This window comes from Bacillus sp. SRL337, assembly GCF_984799155.1.
This window is the reverse complement of record NZ_OZ481793.1, coordinates 3,299,518-3,317,522: the sequence shown is the minus strand read 5'-3', so window position 1 is coordinate 3,317,522 and position 18,005 is coordinate 3,299,518. Positions and strand designations below refer to the sequence as shown.

24 protein-coding genes are annotated in these 18,005 nt (G+C 42.3%); 20 read left to right on the top strand and 4 right to left on the bottom strand.

Going from position 1 to position 18,005, the window contains the following annotated elements:
- Positions 1-120: 120 nt before the first annotated feature.
- The 5 genes from AC4E8A_RS16930 (at position 121) to AC4E8A_RS16910 (ending at position 4,928) form a co-directional block, all read left to right on the top strand.
- Entirely contained in the window at positions 121-756 is a 636-nt protein-coding gene (locus AC4E8A_RS16930) for an O-methyltransferase (protein WP_490194643.1), read from the top strand.
- A gap of 79 nt (positions 757-835) precedes the next feature.
- Positions 836-1,471, top strand: a complete 636-nt coding sequence (udk, locus tag AC4E8A_RS16925) for a uridine kinase (RefSeq protein ID WP_490194641.1) — start codon at positions 836-838, stop codon at positions 1,469-1,471.
- Positions 1,472-1,696: 225 nt separating this feature from the next.
- Positions 1,697-2,173, top strand: coding sequence for a transcription elongation factor GreA (greA, locus tag AC4E8A_RS16920; RefSeq protein ID WP_490194639.1), 477 nt, complete (start codon positions 1,697-1,699; stop codon positions 2,171-2,173).
- A 109-nt stretch (positions 2,174-2,282) separates the two neighbouring features.
- Positions 2,283-4,043 (top strand): peptidoglycan D,D-transpeptidase FtsI family protein, encoded by a 1,761-nt coding sequence (locus AC4E8A_RS16915; protein ID WP_490194637.1) that lies wholly within the window; start codon positions 2,283-2,285, stop codon positions 4,041-4,043.
- 123 nt (positions 4,044-4,166) lie between these two features.
- A complete protein-coding gene (locus AC4E8A_RS16910; protein WP_490194635.1) occupies positions 4,167-4,928 on the top strand; it encodes a YrrS family protein in 762 nt (253 codons plus the stop codon).
- 383 nt (positions 4,929-5,311) lie between these two features.
- Here AC4E8A_RS16910 and AC4E8A_RS16905 read toward each other — a convergent pair whose 3' ends face one another.
- Positions 5,312-5,524, bottom strand: a complete 213-nt coding sequence (locus tag AC4E8A_RS16905) for a YrzA family protein (protein ID WP_490194633.1) — start codon at positions 5,522-5,524, stop codon at positions 5,312-5,314.
- 114 nt (positions 5,525-5,638) lie between these two features.
- Here AC4E8A_RS16905 and mtnN point away from each other — a divergent pair, with 114 nt between their 5' ends.
- The 4 genes from mtnN to AC4E8A_RS16885 all read left to right on the top strand — a co-directional run bounded on the left by mtnN (position 5,639) and on the right by AC4E8A_RS16885 (position 7,446).
- On the top strand, positions 5,639-6,334 hold the full coding sequence (gene mtnN, locus AC4E8A_RS16900) for a 5'-methylthioadenosine/S-adenosylhomocysteine nucleosidase (RefSeq protein WP_490194631.1): 696 nt from the start codon (positions 5,639-5,641) through the stop codon (positions 6,332-6,334).
- A 168-nt stretch (positions 6,335-6,502) separates the two neighbouring features.
- A complete protein-coding gene (locus AC4E8A_RS16895) occupies positions 6,503-6,745 on the top strand; it encodes a YrhC family protein (protein WP_490198918.1) in 243 nt (80 codons plus the stop codon).
- 374 nt (positions 6,746-7,119) lie between these two features.
- The gene (locus AC4E8A_RS16890) at positions 7,120-7,257 is read left to right on the top strand and encodes a YrzI family small protein (RefSeq protein WP_490194629.1); all 138 of its coding nucleotides are present in this window, start codon (positions 7,120-7,122) and stop codon (positions 7,255-7,257) included.
- A gap of 51 nt (positions 7,258-7,308) precedes the next feature.
- Positions 7,309-7,446 carry a YrzI family small protein gene (locus AC4E8A_RS16885; RefSeq protein WP_490194627.1) on the top strand — a complete coding sequence of 46 codons (138 nt, stop codon included), beginning with the start codon at positions 7,309-7,311 and terminating at the stop codon, positions 7,444-7,446.
- 622 nt (positions 7,447-8,068) lie between these two features.
- Here the strand turns inward: AC4E8A_RS16885 and sigK are convergent.
- Positions 8,069-8,785: an RNA polymerase sporulation sigma factor SigK gene (gene sigK, locus AC4E8A_RS16880; RefSeq protein ID WP_490194625.1), complete on the bottom strand. Its 717-nt coding sequence runs from the start codon at positions 8,783-8,785 to the stop codon at positions 8,069-8,071.
- A gap of 198 nt (positions 8,786-8,983) precedes the next feature.
- Here sigK and AC4E8A_RS16875 point away from each other — a divergent pair, with 198 nt between their 5' ends.
- On the top strand, positions 8,984-9,127 hold the full coding sequence (locus tag AC4E8A_RS16875) for a hypothetical protein (protein ID WP_490194623.1): 144 nt from the start codon (positions 8,984-8,986) through the stop codon (positions 9,125-9,127).
- Between the two features lie 190 nt (positions 9,128-9,317).
- Entirely contained in the window at positions 9,318-10,115 is a 798-nt protein-coding gene (locus AC4E8A_RS16870; protein WP_490194621.1) for a phosphatidylserine decarboxylase, read from the top strand.
- 91 nt (positions 10,116-10,206) lie between these two features.
- Here AC4E8A_RS16870 and AC4E8A_RS16865 read toward each other — a convergent pair whose 3' ends face one another.
- The gene (locus AC4E8A_RS16865) at positions 10,207-10,347 is read right to left on the bottom strand and encodes a sporulation histidine kinase inhibitor Sda (protein WP_490194619.1); all 141 of its coding nucleotides are present in this window, start codon (positions 10,345-10,347) and stop codon (positions 10,207-10,209) included.
- 436 nt (positions 10,348-10,783) lie between these two features.
- Here AC4E8A_RS16865 and AC4E8A_RS16860 point away from each other — a divergent pair, with 436 nt between their 5' ends.
- The 8 genes from AC4E8A_RS16860 (at position 10,784) to AC4E8A_RS16825 (ending at position 16,019) form a co-directional block, all read left to right on the top strand.
- Positions 10,784-11,305, top strand: a complete 522-nt coding sequence (locus AC4E8A_RS16860) for a YqeG family HAD IIIA-type phosphatase (protein ID WP_490194617.1) — start codon at positions 10,784-10,786, stop codon at positions 11,303-11,305.
- Entirely contained in the window at positions 11,287-12,402 is a 1,116-nt protein-coding gene (yqeH, locus tag AC4E8A_RS16855; RefSeq protein ID WP_490194615.1) for a ribosome biogenesis GTPase YqeH, read from the top strand. Before AC4E8A_RS16860 ends, yqeH begins: the two co-directional genes overlap by 19 nt.
- A gap of 243 nt (positions 12,403-12,645) precedes the next feature.
- Positions 12,646-13,479, top strand: coding sequence for a shikimate dehydrogenase (gene aroE / locus AC4E8A_RS16850; protein WP_490194614.1), 834 nt, complete (start codon positions 12,646-12,648; stop codon positions 13,477-13,479).
- A gap of 1 nt (position 13,480) precedes the next feature.
- The gene (yhbY, locus tag AC4E8A_RS16845) at positions 13,481-13,774 is read left to right on the top strand and encodes a ribosome assembly RNA-binding protein YhbY (protein ID WP_490194612.1); all 294 of its coding nucleotides are present in this window, start codon (positions 13,481-13,483) and stop codon (positions 13,772-13,774) included.
- A 12-nt stretch (positions 13,775-13,786) separates the two neighbouring features.
- On the top strand, positions 13,787-14,362 hold the full coding sequence (locus AC4E8A_RS16840; RefSeq protein WP_490194610.1) for a nicotinate-nucleotide adenylyltransferase: 576 nt from the start codon (positions 13,787-13,789) through the stop codon (positions 14,360-14,362).
- Positions 14,349-14,915 carry a bis(5'-nucleosyl)-tetraphosphatase (symmetrical) YqeK gene (gene yqeK, locus AC4E8A_RS16835; RefSeq protein WP_490194608.1) on the top strand — a complete coding sequence of 189 codons (567 nt, stop codon included), beginning with the start codon at positions 14,349-14,351 and terminating at the stop codon, positions 14,913-14,915. Before AC4E8A_RS16840 ends, yqeK begins: the two co-directional genes overlap by 14 nt.
- A 4-nt stretch (positions 14,916-14,919) precedes the next feature.
- Positions 14,920-15,276 (top strand): ribosome silencing factor, encoded by a 357-nt coding sequence (gene rsfS / locus AC4E8A_RS16830; RefSeq protein WP_490194606.1) that lies wholly within the window; start codon positions 14,920-14,922, stop codon positions 15,274-15,276.
- Positions 15,273-16,019 carry a class I SAM-dependent DNA methyltransferase gene (locus AC4E8A_RS16825; RefSeq protein ID WP_490194604.1) on the top strand — a complete coding sequence of 249 codons (747 nt, stop codon included), beginning with the start codon at positions 15,273-15,275 and terminating at the stop codon, positions 16,017-16,019. The genes rsfS and AC4E8A_RS16825 overlap by 4 nt, the downstream gene beginning before the upstream one ends.
- 85 nt (positions 16,020-16,104) lie before the next feature.
- Here AC4E8A_RS16825 and comER read toward each other — a convergent pair whose 3' ends face one another.
- Positions 16,105-16,926, bottom strand: a complete 822-nt coding sequence (gene comER, locus AC4E8A_RS16820) for a late competence protein ComER (protein WP_490194602.1) — start codon at positions 16,924-16,926, stop codon at positions 16,105-16,107.
- Between the two features lie 442 nt (positions 16,927-17,368).
- Between comER and AC4E8A_RS16815 the strand changes: the two genes are divergently transcribed.
- Positions 17,369-17,992, top strand: coding sequence for a helix-hairpin-helix domain-containing protein (locus AC4E8A_RS16815; RefSeq protein WP_490194601.1), 624 nt, complete (start codon positions 17,369-17,371; stop codon positions 17,990-17,992).
- Positions 17,993-18,005 lie beyond the last annotated feature (13 nt).

Below are 18,005 nucleotides of genomic sequence, written 5' to 3'. Positions count from 1 at the left end.
GCAAATTTTCGTATTATATAATTCAGGTAGAAAGCTTGCGGGCTTTCTACTTTTATGTAGGCTTTTAATCGAAATTCACTGATAGATTGCCTCTGAGAAATGGGAAAGTGAGTGAATACCTTGGATAATGCAGTAAATGTTTATATTGAATCGTTGGTAGGAGACAGAAATGAGCTGTTGACTGAGATGGAAGCATTCGCTGAAAAAGAGAATGTGCCGATCATGGAACTTGCAGGCATCGAGACCCTCTTGCAGCTATTGAGGATTCAAAAGCCAAAGAGAATCCTCGAAATCGGGACAGCAATCGGCTACTCTGGGTTGAGAATGGCTGAAGTGCTTCCCGGCACTGAAATTGTGACGCTGGAAAGGGACGAAGTGCGTTATCAGCAAGCGCTTGGCTTTACAGGACGTTCACGTCACCAAGATCAGCTCGATATGATTTTCGGCGATGCATTGGACAAGGTTGAAGAGGTTAAAGGGAAAGGTCCTTTTGATGCCATATTCATTGATGCAGCGAAGGGACAGTATCAAAAATTCTTTGATCTATACACTCCATTCCTTACAGCTGAAGGGGTCATTTACTCTGATAATGTTTTGTTCAAAGGAATGGTTGCAGAGGAAGAAGTAGAGAATAAACGAATCCGTCAAATGGTTAAAAAGCTTAAACGGTATAATGAATGGCTGATGAGCCATCCCGAGTATCAAACAGTGATCATCCCGGTTGGAGACGGTATCGCTGTCAGCAGAAAAAAATAAATACATCCCTGAAAACGCCATGAGACTTCAGTGACAATAGAGTCTGCAGCATGATATAGGAAAGGAGTTCCACTATTCAATGAGTCCCAAGCCAATTGTTATAGGTGTAGCCGGAGGATCGGGGTCAGGAAAGACAAGCGTCACCCGTTCCATATATGAATCATTTCAAGAGCATTCCATCCTGATGATCGAACAGGACTATTATTACAAAGACCAAAGTCATTTGCCTTTTGAGGAAAGACTGAAAACAAATTATGATCATCCGCTTGCGTTTGACAATGATCTCTTGATCGAGCATTTAATGAAACTTTTGAAACATGAGAACATTGACAAACCAGTTTATGATTATAAAATGCATACCCGTTCACAGGAAACGCTGCTGGTCGAACCGAAGGACGTAATTATTTTAGAGGGAATATTGGTATTAGAAGATGAAAGATTGCGTAACTTAATGGATATTAAGCTTTATGTGGATACTGATGCTGACTTACGGATCATACGCCGGATGCTGCGGGACATAAAGGAACGCGGGCGGTCCATCGATTCTGTCATTGATCAGTACATCAATGTCGTCCGTCCAATGCATAACCAATTCATTGAACCAACTAAACGATATGCGGATGTCATCATTCCGGAAGGCGGCCATAATCATGTGGCGATCGATCTAATGGTAACAAAAATTCAAACAATTCTTGAACAAAAATCATTTTTGTAATACGATAGCATAGATAAAAACATACAGTATTTTTTTCCCAAAGGAACCAATTACAAGCGAATATCCTTGTTTAGGGAATGGACGAGAAGGGAAAACCCCTTGGTGTCCATTCCCTATAATACAATGGAAGAAGCTGACTAGGAGGAATTCCGGAGCACAAGCAGCACGCTTATGTACATAAAGGACCAGTGGGAGGTTCTTATTAATTTTAAGGAGTGAAGTATTTTGGCAGCAGAAAAAGTATATCCAATGACGCAAGAGGGTAAAGAAAAATTAGAAAAAGAACTGGAGCATTTGAAATCAGTTAAACGTAAAGAAGTAGTGGAAAGAATCAAGATCGCCCGCAGTTTCGGTGACCTGTCTGAGAACTCCGAGTACGATGCAGCAAAAGATGAGCAGGCATTCGTTGAAGGAAGAATTTCCACACTTGAAAATATGATTCGCAATGCCAAGATCATCCAGGAAGACGAAATGAATTCTGATACCGTCACACTTGGAAAGACTGTCACTTTCATCGAACTTCCTGACGGTGATGAAGAAACGTATACAATCGTAGGAAGTGCGGAAGCAGATCCGTTTGAAGGGAAAATCTCAAACGATTCGCCGATCGCCAAAAGCCTCCTTGGGCATAAAGTAGGCAATCAAGTTTCGGTTCAGACACCAGGCGGAGAAATGAGTGTAAAGATTACAGCAGTAAATTAAGTTATAGTGGTGATGAGGGCGCATGCCTTCATCACTTTTTTTGTGTTGTTATTTAGGAAGGAGTATGTTTCCCGCCAAAACGTCAACAATGATTGACGAGGTGTTCTAGATGAAAAAAAGGCGAATATACTTTTTCAGTGGCATGATCATGTTGATAATGATCGGACTTATAACCAGGCTTGTCCAGATACAGTTAATGGAGACAGAGTCATTTTCAAAACATCAAATAAATTTAATTGAAAATAGTGTGAACCAAAGGACTCAGCAGTTGATCATTGACGAAGGCAGAGGGGCATTCCTTGACAGGGATGGGGATTCTATAAATTATGAAACGAAAAACGTCCTTGTGCTGTTTCCTTTTCTGGCCAGAATTGATTGGGATGCCAAAAAAGTGGCTGACATTCTTCAAATAAATGAGAGAGAGCTTCAAAAGGATATTGAGGGTGCAAAAGAGCCGTTCGTCTACGGAGGGAAAACTCCTTACATATTGAATCAAAATCAAATGAATGCCATTAACCAGCTGCAACTCAAAGGTGTATTCGCTTTGAAACGTAAATATCCTAAAAATGTCGTCTTCGCTCAGCAGTTGATAGGATTGACTGGTGAAAATGAAGAAAGGTTTCACGAAAGGTATCCTGACAGAGTAAAGGGGGCTACTCAAAAAATAGGGATATCGGGGTTGGAGAAATCTTTCGATGAATGGCTGATTGCCGAGCAGGAAGCGAAACTGATTTATCATGTAGATGCAAGAGGTGGACCATTGTTCGGAGTCGATGTAAAATATCTCGCTCCTGCGAATCCTTTTTATCCACTTAGTATTCAAACAACCCTGGATTCCGTGCTGCAAGAGAAAATGGAACAACTTGTGGATCAGCATGGAATCAAAAGGGGAGGTGCAGTCCTTCTTGATATCGAGAGCGGTGATGTTTTGGCCAGTGTTTCACGGCCAGCCGTCCAGCAGGGAACGCCTTTCTCCAATGATGGAGCAAAGAATCTAATGGCAACCCAGCTGGTACCCGGATCTGTTTTTAAGACAGTCGTTGCTTCTGCAGCGATAGATCTTAATTTGATTGATGAAAATACTTTATTTAATTGCGATCAAGATATTTATGGGAAACCTGCTACAAAACCGCATGGCACCATAAATATCAATGAAAGTTTTGCTGTCAGCTGCAATCGGACTTTTGCTGATATCGCCAAAAGCCTGATTGAAAAAGATGAACAAACGCTGGATCTGTACGCAGAAAAACTTGGTTTAACCGGGGAAATAGGCTGGAAAGGCAGTATCTTCCACTATGAAGATTTTGAACAGCTGCCGATTGATAGCGGAAGGATATTCATAAATGAGGTTGAGAGAAAGGATATGAACTTTGTAGCACAGACCGGGATCGGCCAACGGGAAGTAAGGGTGACGCCGACTGGTGTTGCCAACATGATGGCAACCATTGCCAGGGGTGGTATCAGGCGGAGCATCAGAACGGTAAGTGGGATTCAGTATAAAAACGGGACTGAATTGGTCGATTTCCCGGTACAAGAAGAAGAAAAGCATGCAGTGTCCCCCTATACAGCCATGAAAATGCAGCAGTATCTGCGAAACGTTATAGCAGGAGAGTCAGGAACTGCGAAGTTTTTACAAACAGCATCCTATGAGATTGCTGGAAAAACAGGAACGGCACAGACAGGCCAATCTATTGGAGGAAAAGAACTGTACAATAAATGGTTTGCAGGCTATTTCCCCTTTGATGATCCGAAATATGCATTGGCAGTCGTGAATATGGATGTTGTGGAATACGAAGGCGGGATCTATCCGATATTCAAAGATATTGCCGACATGCTCTATGAAAGCAGCGAAATGGAAACAGAATCATGATAGTACATCATTCTTATTTTTAATAATATTTCTTTTGATGAATTTATTTGCATGATAGAATGGGTAAAAGAGAAAAAGAGCCTGATGAAAAAAGGTATAAAGTTGCAGAGGAGTGTACAATGAATGCCGAAATATAAATCCCGTTTAGATAAAAGGGCTAAGAAAAAATCCAATGTGGTTTTAAACAGCCTGATTGGAATTGTAGTGCTGTTGATTGTCGTCGTTGGGGCGACCATTTTCCTGGGTAATGACACAGAACCGGCAGCCGGGGATAATACAGAATCTACATCGAATGAAGTAGCGGACAGCAGTGATTCAAATAATGAAGAGGAAACAGAAGATCCTTCAGCTGATACTTCCTCCTCGGAAAATGAAGTAGCTGCCAATGAAGACGCATCCACTGAAGATGACTCTGAAGCGGATAATGCTGCAGAGGATGAGGACGATAATAAGCCCGTTGCTGATGGTGAAGGCTTAGCGGGAGACGAAAAGCAAGATGAAAAAGATAAAAAAGAAGAGAAAGACTCTTCTGATGACAAAAAGAAAATTGTAAAAGACAGCAATGCGCCGAATGTTAAAAAGGAAATCGTGAATCCGGGCTGGAAACCGATTGGTACACAGCAGACAGGAGAACACGTTGCTGAATATAAGGAAAATTCTGCCGATTGGCAGGAAAAAGTCCAAGCTTTATCCTACGCAACCGGCCTTCCGGAAGATAACATGACGGTCTGGTGGCTGGAGCGCAACGGAGGCCCGGACAAAGCAATCGGGACCGTAGCGCCAAAGGATAAATCGACAACTTACAGGGTTTACCTTGAATGGATCGACGGCAAAGGCTGGAAACCTGTTAAAATGGAAGAACTCATCGAAAATGATAAAGATTAATAAGCACGGTCCGTTCCTGGATTTTCCAGGGACGGGCCGTCTTTTTTATCCGTCAAGAAGGTCAAAACCTTAGAGAGGAACCTTCCTGCCGGCTTGTCTTATGCCTGTCGGGGCTGATCAAGGCGCTTCCGCTTTAGTACATCCAGCTCCAGCGCCTAGCCCCTCGGGTCATAAGCAAATCCATCAAGAAGGTTAGAAAGCAACCTTCCTGCCGGTTTGTCTTATGCCTGTCGGGGCTGATCAAGGCGCTTCCGCTTTAGTACATCCAGCTCCAGCGCCTAGCCCCTCGGGTCATAAGCAAATCCATCAAAAAGGTTAGAAAGCAACCTTCCTGCCGGTTTGTCTTATGCCTGTCGGGGCTGATCAAGGCGCTTCCGCTTTAGTTAGTTTTTAGCTTTTGCCTTGAAATGGACTGCTGCTGTATATAATGGATGCCCCTTCCCATCGATGGTGACATTGTGTGAAACCGAATGGACCGTTAGAAGAATGCTCTTGTTGTGTCCAATTTGTTCATTTATCTTCTTTTCGAGAGTCTGCAAATCCCTGGCTTCAAAAAACTCGATCTTGTCCTGAATTAAATCAAATTCAATATTCATAGGTACCTCCTCAATCTTCATACATGCAGTGATGTGGAAAACATGCTGCCATTAGGTTAAAATAACAACATACATAAAGAGTATACAATACGTGAATGAAATGAGGGGTTCAATATGAAAATTGCTATTATCGGCGCGATGGAAGAAGAGGTAAGATTGCTCAGAGAAAATATTGATAATGCCAAGGAAGAAACCATTGGCGGAAGCCAGTATACCTCCGGTGTCATGCATGGAGTGGAGGTTGTTCTCCTCCGTTCCGGGATTGGGAAAGTCAATGCGTCTATGAGTACAGCCGTTCTGCTTGAGAGGTTCAAACCGGATTGTGTCATCAACACAGGTTCTGCAGGCGGATTTGATTCGGGTCTGGATGTAGGAGATGTCGTCATTTCGACTGAGGTAAGGCACCATGATGTAGACGTAACCGCATTTGGCTATGAATATGGACAAGTACCACAGCTGCCTGCCGGATTTACAGCGGATGAACGATTGAAAGAAATCGCTGCAGAAAGTGCGAAAGAAACATCTGAAGTAAAGATTGTATCAGGACTGATTGCCACTGGGGATTCTTTCATGGATGACCCTGGCCGTGTAGAAGCCATCCGTGATAAGTTTGAAAATCTTCAAGCGGTTGAGATGGAGGCTGCTGCGATAGCGCAGGTAGCCCACCAATTCAAAGTCCCTTTTGTCATCATCCGTTCACTTTCTGACATTGCTGGAAAGGAATCGCATGTCTCCTTCGATCAATATTTGGAAACAGCGGCAGTTAATTCTGCGAACCTTGTCATGAAGATGGTGTCAAAACTAGCTTAAATCAACAAAAACGATATAATCAACCAGGCAGCAGCCTACCCCTTCTTCCACATTTGGTGTGATTTACATGGATAACTGGACCGCTTTCTATGGTAGAGTGGAACTAGAGTCTTTCTAGTAAATCAATAGCTGAAACCCAGATGAAAGAAGGGATTTCTTTTGGAAAATATGAAAAAGAATGTTAATGATAAAATCATAGATTATAAGCGTTTTGCTTTTGTTCTGGTGTCCTTAAGTGTATTTCTATATTTGGGAGCGGTTCTTCCGTTAGAAGAAAAGACACTTCTTAAAACCTATATGCTAATGGGCGGGACGGTCGTATTGCTTGGCTTGTCAGGAGTGTTCTTCTTTCAGGCTGTCAGGTTAAAGAAAAAGCTGGCCGAGATGGATGATGAGCAAATTGGTATGTAGCCGCACAGCCTGGATAGGGTAACTCCCTGCCAGGTTTTTTTGTCTTCAAAAGTAATTTTAAAAAAGGGCGGAAAAATGGTTTACATTTCCTTTATAATTGGATATACTTACCTCTGTAAGGAAATAACAATCAGAAAAGGAGGTCGAATGACATGATGTTGAATGCTAAAGCAGTAAAGAACATGAATGCAGCAACTGAATATTTCTATACACATTCGATCGCCGATGGATTGATTATTTCGTAATTTAAACTAATCATGCCAAGCCGCGGGAGTGTGTGCATTCCTGCGGCTTTTTTATGCCTGCTGCAGGGAGCTGTCTCTTTGCGGCTTTTTTTAATGGGCATGCAATGACAATTACAAGGGGGTGTTACTATGACGCTGAATATTTTATTTATGAGTGTAACGGTTAAAAAACGAAATCGATCTGTCGATGAGTACAATCATGACATGATCGTGACGAAGCATTTTGAAGAAAGCAAGCTGAAACAACAGACCATTTCATTGTTCTAAATGGCAGCCCAGTGAAGGACATCGAATTAAGTTAACAGGGGAGGTGTTACTATGACGTTAAATATATTGTTCATGAGCATAACCATCAAAAAACGTAATCGTTCGTTTGAAGAGTACGATCACGATCACATAGTCTCTAAGAGGTTTGAAGAAACCAAATTAAAGCAAGAGTCTATAAGATTGATCTAATGCACAAAAAAAAATGGAGAGGAGAATAAGAATATGGTCTTTTATCAGGAGAAGCGTCTGAATGCACTGTGGGTGGAGAAGGACTCTGCATAACGAAACAGCAGGATATTACTTCTTCATCGCATTCAGGATGTTAGGCCGTCACCAATAGTGATAACAGAATGAATACGGGAAGGTGAAAAGTATGTTTTTAAATGTGCCCCTTTTGACCTTGAGGATAAAGAGGAAAAAACGCAAATAAAGAAAGAAGACCGAATGGATTCTGCAGCCACTCGGTCTTTTTGACTTTAAAGGATCTTTTTCAGGAAGTAGTGAAATGGTTCACAGAGTTGTCACTGCTTGGTAAATAACTGTTCACTTTCTTCCCGGGGATTTGCGATTTGGTGTAATAAAATAAGAATAAGAAATCACATCATATGAGAAGGAGAGTGAAGAACATGTTCTCTATGATCATGGGATTATTGCTGACAACTGCTATCGGTATCATTATCGCTGCTGAAGTAAGTGTAGACTAACAAGGTGAACAATACGATTTCTTTGCATGAGAGATGATCCCCTGGATACTCTCTTTTTTTGTCAGAAAAAGAGCAGACGGCTTCTGGGTCTGCCCGCTGTAGGGTATTCAAGAAGATTGACGCTTTTCTTTTTCCTCCCGATAAAATTCGTGGAACATCTTCATCAGCGCCCTCTTCTCTATTCTGGAGACATAGCTTCTTGAAATACCGAGTTCCTTTGCGATTTCCCTTTGTGTTTTCTCCTCCTTCATATCAAGGCCAAAACGGCCGATGATAACTTCTTTCTCCCGGTCATCCAGAACGCAAATATACTTTCTTACTTTTTCGAGTTCCATGCTTAGCTGTATCGTTTCAATGACGTCATCAGCATCCGATTTCAGGATATCTATGAGGCTGATTTCGTTCCCTTCTTTATCCTGGCCGATCGGATCATGCAGGGATACATCTTTTTTTGTCTTCTTCAGGGCCCGGAGATGCATGAGGATTTCGTTCTCGATACATCTGGCAGCATAGGTCGCAAGCTTTGTCCCTTTTCCTTCTGAATAACTTTCAATTGCCTTTATTAATCCTATTGTGCCGATTGAGATGAGGTCTTCTGGATCTTCCCCGGTATTCTCGAATTTTTTAACGATATGGGCGACAAGCCGGAGATTGTGCTCAATCAATATGTTCCTGGCTTCCTCATCTCCTTCAGCCATCTTTCGTAAGTATTTTTTTTCTTCTTGTGATGAAAGCGGTTGTGGAAAAGCGTTGTTTTTCACATAGGAAACAAGAAAAATCAACTCTTTCAGGAAATAACCAATAGCTGCAGTGATTGCGGACATACTTTCACCTCCAGTGAAGGACTTTTGCCTATAATGCATCATATGTTTGAACTGTTCTGTCCTTGCACGTCCCTTCAATTTAGTTTGTTCGCAATGTGTTACGATCGGATACGCATTATTTTGAAGCAATAGCATACAACACGTGCAGTCTTCGTTGCATAGAATATTTATGACAACATCTATAGGAGGGATATAAAGATGGTGTATGGTTATCCGTACTACTATTTGCCTGTTTATCCGCCGCCTGTGAACTATGGAGGCTTCTACTTGGCGCTGGCTGTTGTCCTGCTCATTCTCTTGCTTCTGTTCGGCTGGTGGCAATTTCATAGGTATGAACGATAAATACCCCGGGTGAACTCTCACCCGGGTATTGATATTAATATTGGAGATTTGTCAGGAACTATATTGAGCATCTGAGAGGTAACACCTCTGTATAAATATATGGGCCATAGGCACCTATACAAAAAAAGATGGACGTTTTAGGACAAGTATATAATAATAAGGACTACTAAACCATTAAGGAGATGCAAAGTTGAGAAAATCGTTTTATCGTCTTTGTATAGAATTGACCAATAAAAAATGGACATCCTTTCTGCTCAGAAGATTCGTACGATCAGGATTAAGTGCCAAGTTCATTCCTTCTTATATAAAAGCTTATAATATCAATAGGAGCGAAATTGAAAAGGATGCCTCCTTCTATCCTGACCTTCATTCTTTTTTTATCAGACGCCTGAAAGAGGGAGCGAGAGTGATCGAGGGAGAGGCTGAAGATGTCATCAGTCCAGTGGACGGATTGATGGCAGAGACGGGCAGCGTATCAGCGTCCTTGAACATGCATGTCAAAGGAAAAGAATACTCAATAGAAGAGATGCTCGGCACCAGGGATAAGGCAAAGGAGTATGAAGGCGGCCAGTTCATGACCTTGTATCTGAGTCCTGCCGATTACCATCGAATCCACAGCCCGCTCCGGGGAACTGTTCTAGACAGATGGGAACTTGGCAGGAACTCGTATCCGGTTAATGAGCTGGGACTGAGCTTTGGAGTGCGGACTCTTTCCAAGAATTTTCGTTCTATCACAGAGGTATCCCATGGATCCGGTAAGATGTGTCTTGTAAAGGTGGGAGCGATGTTTGTCAATTCGATTGAATATACAAATGAAGGGAATGAATGGGAAAAGGGAGAGGAAATCGGTTATTTCTCTTTTGGATCTACGGTCATCCTTTTATTCGAAAAGAATCAATTTCATCTCTCAGAACATATCCAAGTTCCAGGTAAAGTGAAAATGGGCGAGCGGATTGGAAAGATATCGATGAATCGAGTACTCCCTTGACTTATAAGGGAGTTTTTTTTCATGCAGGTATTGGCTCAGCCTGACCACAAGAAAAACAGGCGCTGAAGACACCTGTTTTTGTTGGGAATGGTTATGAGGAGATTCTTATACGGTAGGATAAGGAGCGACGGTGAATTTCAGTTTCAATGAGGCGGATAAATTCTGGGTTGAGTTTAAGATTTTTCGCTTTATAATACGATTCAATCAACAAATCATCAGAAAGTTTACGCACACGGTTCACCTCCAAAAAAGTGTCATATTCTCAATTTTTATCTCATAAAGTAGTAAGTTATAACTTTGTATCATTACTCTACCAAATTTACTTTAGCAGAACAAGCGTTCCTTTATCCACAGGTTTAAGTGGATAACCTGTGGTTAAATTGTTTATAAAGGCAAAATATTACAGTGGAACGAAGGGGATAATGTGTATAAAGTTATCCACAGTTTAAAACGCTATCATTTTGTCGAAAATTATTTGAAATTTTACGGATTAATTATTCCCGAAATTGATCTTATCCTTTTTTTAGTTTAATTTAATGGATGCCTCGAGTCTTATTTGATGGTAGAATAATTCGTCGGCAATTATATGTGAAATGGTTAATTTTGAATCTAAAGGGAAAATTGGTTATGATTATAGCGGTAGAATAGGAAAGTTAGAGGTGTAAAATGTGTTAAAATCTTTTTTGCCTAATGAGCAAGTTAAAGACGTATTTCAAATAAAACCTGAAACGCTCAAGGAACAGGGAATCAAGGCGATCATCACTGACCTTGATAATACTCTGGTTGAATGGGACAGAGCACAGGCAACCCCAAAGCTGATTAAATGGTTTAGGTTAATGCAAGATAGCGGGATTAAGGTAACGGTCGTTTCCAATAATAATGAAGAGAGGGTCCGGCGTTTTGCCGAGCCGTTGAATATACCTTTTATCCATCAAGCGAGGAAACCAATGGGCCGTGCTTTCAGGAGAGCAGTGAAAGAAATGGGTGTCGCCAAACAAGAGACTGTCGTGGTCGGTGACCAGCTTTTGACAGATGTCCTGGGCGGCAACCGCAGCGGTTTCTATACCATTCTGGTTGTTCCTGTTGCCCAGACGGATGGATTTATAACGAAGTTTAATCGGAAAGTTGAAAGAAGGATCATGAACTTTTTCAAACGTAAAGGCATGATCCAATGGGAGGAAGAAAAGTGACCAAAGTTGTATGTACTGGATGCGGAGTCGGCATTCAAACGGAAGACAAGGAGAAGTTAGGGTATGCCCCGCCATCTTCATTGGAGAAGGAAGAAATTGTTTGTCAACGGTGTTTCCGTCTGAAGCATTACAATGAAGTGCAGGATGTTTCCCTGACGGATGATGACTTTTTGAAAATCTTGAATGAAATCGGCAAAGGTGAAGGCCTTATCGTGAAGGTTGTTGATATATTTGACTTTAATGGAAGCTGGCTCCCCGGCCTTCATCGTTTTGTCGGAAACAATCCGGTTCTTCTGATCGGGAACAAAGTCGACCTCCTTCCTAAATCGGTCAAGCCGTCAAAGGTAATCAACTGGATGAAGTTCCAGGCAAAACAGCTTGGACTTAAGCCTGTTGATGTGAAGCTGATGAGCGCCGCCAAAGGCCAATTCATCGAAGAAGCAGTAGAGGCTATTGAGCAATACCGTGAGGGGAAGAGTGTCTATGTTGTTGGCTGTACCAACGTCGGGAAGTCAACATTTATCAATCGTGTCATCCACCATGTAACAGGCGAAAAGGATATCATCACGACTTCCCACTTTCCGGGCACGACTCTTGATATGATTGAAATTCCATTAGACGACGGAGAAGCATTGATTGATACACCAGGTATCATCAACCATCACCAAATGGCCCACTATGTAGATAAACGGGATTTGAAGTATATCACGCCAAAGAAAGAAATCAAGCCAAAAGTTTTTCAGCTGAATGAAGGTCAAACCTTGTTCTTCGGGGGATTGTCGCGTTTCGATTATTTAAGCGGAGGAAGGCGTTCCTTTACCTGCTATCTCTCTAATGAGTTGAACATCCATCGTACAAAAGTGGAAAATGCGGACGAGCTTTACAAAAACCATGTTGGAGATATGCTGCAGCCTCCTAGGAAGGATGACGTGGGTGAGTTTCCGGAACTGGTCCGTCATGAATTCAAAATTAAAGAAGGTAAAACGGATGTCGTATTTTCCGGACTTGGGTGGGTCACTATTAATGACCCTGGCGCAACAATAGCTGCCCATGTGCCGAAAGGAGTCAGTGTTTTCTTAAGGAAATCATTGATTTAACCATAAGAAGCTGTAACCTGCTATTGTAAGTTGATCGGAGAAGAAAGTGAACCCTGCCGGATTATGGGCTTGTCTAGTTCGAGACGCGGGTCTGCAGCCGATGGAAAGTTCCGGGCTCCTAACAGAGAGCCCTCCAGTCTGTACAGTGCTGAATGGCCGCTTCTGCTATTTTAGAACAAGGAGCTGCGGATTCACCTGGAGGGAATCACTGTAAGCAAATTACGTTATAATGGGAGGTTCCCTATGAAATCATTATATGGGGTAATCGGAGATCCTATTGCCCACTCTATGTCCCCGCTAATGCACAATGATGCTTTCAAGGAAAATGACATCGACAGTCATTACCAGCCTTTCCTGGTAAGAGGCGATGACCTTGATAAAGCGGTGCAAAGCTTGAAAGTATTAGGTGTCAAAGGATTCAATGTGACCATTCCCCATAAGAGTGCCATCATTCCGCTGCTGGATGAGGTGAATCCCCTTGCAAAAGCCATAGGTGCTGTCAATACTGTTGTAAGAGATGAGAATCGTTTTATTGGTTATAACACGGATGGAATGGGATTTCTGAAATCTCTGAAGGAAAGCTGCCCTTTTCCTTTAGAAAACAAAAGGGTTTTAATCATTGGTGCCGGTGGGGCTGCCAGGGCGATATTTTACTCATTGGCCGCCTCAGGCATTCAAAATATGGATATTTGTAATCGAACACTTGGAAGAGGGGAAGATATCATAAACGATTGTCCGTTTCCTTGTTCATCCAGTGCGTTATCGCTGCTGCAGGCTGAACAAAGGATGGAGGAATATGATATCATTGTCCAAACAACATCTGTCGGCATGTCCCCTGATACAAACTCGATGCCGGTGCAAGCCGCCCGTATTAAAAAAGGTGCATTTATATCTGACATTATTTATAATCCGCTGGAGACGAACATTATCAAAGCGTTTCGCAGAATGGGCGGATATGGTGAAAATGGAATCGGCATGTTTGTCCATCAGGGAGCGCTGGCGTTTGAATTATGGACAGGAATCAAACCTGATTCCAATCGTATGAGAAAAATTGTCCAACAACAACTGGGAGGTTAATATGTTAACTGGTAAACAAAAAAGGTATTTACGTTCAGAGGCTCATCATCTTAATCCTATCTTTCAAGTGGGTAAAGGCGGAGTCAATGGAAATATGATCAAACAGATCAGCGAAGCACTGGAAGCAAGGGAATTAATCAAAGTAAGTATCCTGCAAAACTGCGAAGACGATAAAGATACCGTTGCAGAAGAAATCGCTTCAGGAACTGGCGCAAAGATCGTGCAGATAATTGGACACACGATTATTTTATATAAGGAATCAACGGAAAATAAAAAAATCGTACTTCCTAAATAAAGGAGGTCCAAAATGGGAAAACGTGTTGGGATTTTAGGAGGAACGTTCAACCCTCCTCACTTAGGCCATCTGATTATTGCAAATGAGGTCCTCCACAAATTGAAGCTGGATGAAATCAGGTTTATGCCGGCAGGAGTCCCGCCGCACAAACAGGTCAGAGGAGGCGCATCTGCCTCCCAGCGGAAAGAGATGGTCCACAAGGCAATAGAGGGCCATTCCGGATTTCTCGTAGAAACGCTTGAGCTGGAGAAAGACGGTCCTTCCTATACGTATGAAACAGTCAAACTTCTGGCCGAAAGAGAGCCGGAGGCTGAGTTTCATTTCATCATAGGCGGGGATATGATTGAATATCTGCCTAAATGGCATAAAATCGAAGAACTTTCTCGTCTTATTCAATTTGTCGGGGTGAAAAGGCCGGGATATGAAACAGAATCTCCTTATGATGTGGTGATGGTTGACGTCCCTCAAATTGATTTATCGTCGACCCTGATCAGGGACCGGATCGCTTCCGGGGGAACAACTGCCTATCTTATACCTGAAAAGGTTTCAGATTTTATAAGAGAGGAGAAACTGTATGGAAAGGGATAAGGCACTTGCATTGGTAAGAGAGCAGCTGACAGATCATCGATATCAGCACACTCTTGGTGTTGTAGACACGGCAATAGAGCTTGCGGATAGGTATGGGGTTGATAAGTATAAAGCAGAAATGGCGGCTATCTTCCATGATTACGCGAAATTTCGTGCAAAAGAAGAAATGAAGGAAATCATTGAGACCCAGGGAATGGATGAACGTCTGTTATCCTATAATGCTGAATTGTGGCATGCCCCCGTGGGAGCACACCTGGTTCAAAAAGAAGCAGGAGTAGAGGATGAAGATATTCTGGATGCCATTCGTTTCCATACTTCAGGAAGGCCCGGGATGACCAGTCTGGAAAAGGTTATTTACCTTGCGGATTATATTGAACCAGGAAGGCACTTTCCTGGTGTGGATGATGTGAGGGAACTCGCAAAACATAACCTTGAAGAGGCTTTGATTGCGTCCATCCGGAATACCATCATGTTTCTCTTGAGAAAAAATCAGGCTGTTTTCCCTGATACATTCAATACATTCAATGATTTAGTTCTTAATAATAGGAGTTGATTTGATGAACAGTAAAGACTTGCTTCAAATAGCATATAAAGCGGCAGATGATAAAAGAGCGGAAGATATTGTGGCTCTGGAAATGAAGGGAATTTCCCTGATTGCTGATTACTTTGTCATCTGCCACGGTAATTCCGATAAGCAGGTTCAGGCAATCGCCCGCGAGCTTAAGGAAAAGGCAGAAGAAAATGGAAATGATGTAAAACGCATGGAAGGTTTTGACGAAGCACGTTGGGTGCTTGTAGATATGGGAGATGTGGTTGCCCATGTATTCCATCGCGACGAAAGGGATTATTATAAACTTGAAAGGCTTTGGGGAGATGCCCCGATTGTTGAACTCAGCAGCGAGATCGAGCAATGAGCTATCAGCAATTTGCCTATATTTATGATTACCTCATGAAAGATGTTCCTTATGATTCCTGGGTGGAATTCGTGAGGCGTCAGGCTGATCAACATTCTGTTAAAGGAAAAACACTCCTTGATGTAGGCTGCGGAACTGGAGAACTCTCTCTCCGGCTCTTAAAAGAAGGGTATTCTGTGACGGGCACTGATTTATCTGAGGACATGCTTTTCATTGCCAGGGATAAAGCTGAACAACAAGGTGTGCAACTGCCATTATTTCAACAGGATATGAGTGAACTTGAAGATTTGGGCAGTTTTGACATCATCACCATTTTTTGTGATTCGTTGAACTATCTTGAAAATGAAGGGAAGGTTTTGGATACCTTTAAGAGAACAAGGGAGCACCTTCATGATGGCGGAATCTTTTTGTTTGATGTCCACTCCATTTACAAGATTACGCAAATCTTCTTGAATGAAACTTTCACACTCAATGATGAAGAAGTCTCTTATATTTGGGATTGTTTCCCTGGAAAAGCCCCAAACAGTGTCGAACACGAGTTGACTTTCTTTGTCAAGGATGAGAACACAAATCAGTTTGAGCGGATTGATGAACTTCACTATCAAAAAACCTACCCTGTCTTAACTTTGGAAAACTGGCTGAATGAAGCAGGATTTGATGTGCTTTCTGTGACCGCTGACTTTACTGGATCCCAGCCGGATGATCAAAGTGAGAGAATTTTTTTCGCATGTAAAAAGAAATAACAAAAGCGGCCATCAAGAGAATGGCCGCTTTAATTTTTGGAAATTTAGAGGAATTCAGGTTCGGATGTAGAATAGATTAAACTAGTCACAAACCAAACTGATGCCTTGTTTCCGTAAGATCTTCATCGAACTTTTTGTGGGTTGCCCTGAACAGTTCGTGAAATAGTTCCCCGAGGTTTGCTTCCATTGCAGAAATTCCTTCCCCGGTTATACCGCCTTTCACACATACCTTTTCTTGAAGTGCTGCCAGAGTATATATTTCTTTTTTCAACAGTTCTCCCAAGCCGATCAACATTTCTGACGCAAGTACAGTTGCTGTGCTTTCATCTATTTCTGTCTCGCTGACAGCTCCTTCTATAAACTTTCTCGTTAAATACGTAAAGAAAGCAGGTCCGCAGCTGACAATGTCTGAAGCAACCCTGGTAATGCTCTCGTCGATGATAACAGGTGTGGAAAGCGAGCCCATAAGCTCCCAGATTGCATCCCGCCACTCTTTCGTACAGCGGGACCCATAAGAAAATAAAGAGACACCGCTCAGTGCCCGGTTGGTGATGCTGGGGATCACTCTCATGCAGGAACAGTCTGCAAGAGATTCAACCTGCTCTATACTCACGGGGCTCGTAATCGAGACGATGCACTTCTCTTTAGTGAAACAGCTCTGGCTGCTCTTTAAAAGGTCGTATATATCCAGTGGTTTTACGCAAATGAACACTACATCTGAATCCTTGATCAGGTTTGCCGGCTCATTATATACGGTCAAATCCGGATGCTTCTCCTGAAACTTTTGAGCTTTTCCCCTTGTGCGATTCACAATATTGAGGTCAGAAGGAGAAAGTGCTCCTGACTCAATGAATGCTTCAAGTAAGATGCCGCCCATATTACCTGTACCCACTATTCCTACCTTCATATGCTGCCCTCCTTCTCACACAATTTTTTTTTCACATTGTTGTCCTTTGTTGATTTCCGCTGCAGGAATAGAGAGAGCAGCGGGCCTGAAAAGTGAAGTTACAAGCGAAAGTGTCCGTTCAGAGCTGTATGGATTGGAGGCTTTCGCATGAGATAAAGGAATCACGGACTACAGAGTGATTCAATGATGATTACCTTGGCTGGACCAAAATCCGCTGGCCGCTGAACCTGGACAGGCCGCGCTAGTCCTGCAGGAAATCGTGTCCCTCCTCTCCATCCCAAATCTGTAAATAACAGAATCCCTAATATATTGACAACAATCATTCAGAAAATAGCCTTTTTTAGTCTTCCATCCATTATTGATAAGCCTGATTCATCAACTTTCTCTTATCATTCCTATGAGATGGAAATTTCTAATATGCCAAGAAAAGGAGATGATGACGATGCAGACCCTTTTTAATAAATATAAGCTGCTATTGGTCCTTTGTTTTATTTTAATGGTTACAGGCTGCGCTTTCTTCTATCATTCCACACAAGATAGACAGGCTGATTCCCAACAAGAATCAGAGCCTTTTCCGGATGTAGTTCCAGAAGCAAGCCAAATGAATGATGATATACTGCAAGAAGGACCTGCTCAAGACATTTTCGTTGATGTGAAAGGGGCTGTGAAAAAACCCGGCATCTATAAAGCAATCCAAAGTGAAAGAGTTAATGATCTTATCATCAGGGCAGGCGGCTTTACTGATGAAGCCAGCGAAGTAAGTGTCAACCTGGCCCAGAAGGTAACGGATGAAATGGTAATCTATGTTCCAAAAGCTGGGGAAGAAGGAGAAGAGAACCAAGAGGCTTCCATGTATGCTCAATCTGAAAAGAACCTTTTGGATATTAATAAAGCAACTGAGCAGGATTTTGATGCCTTGCCGGGAATCGGGCCGGCAAAGGCGAAGGCTATCGTTGATTATCGAACAGAAAAGGGTCCATTTAAAGCGGTTGATGATTTAAAGGGTGTTTCGGGAATAGGGGAGGCGACTTTTGAAAGATTGAAAGAAAGTATTTCTGTAAACTAATCTGGAGGTTTAA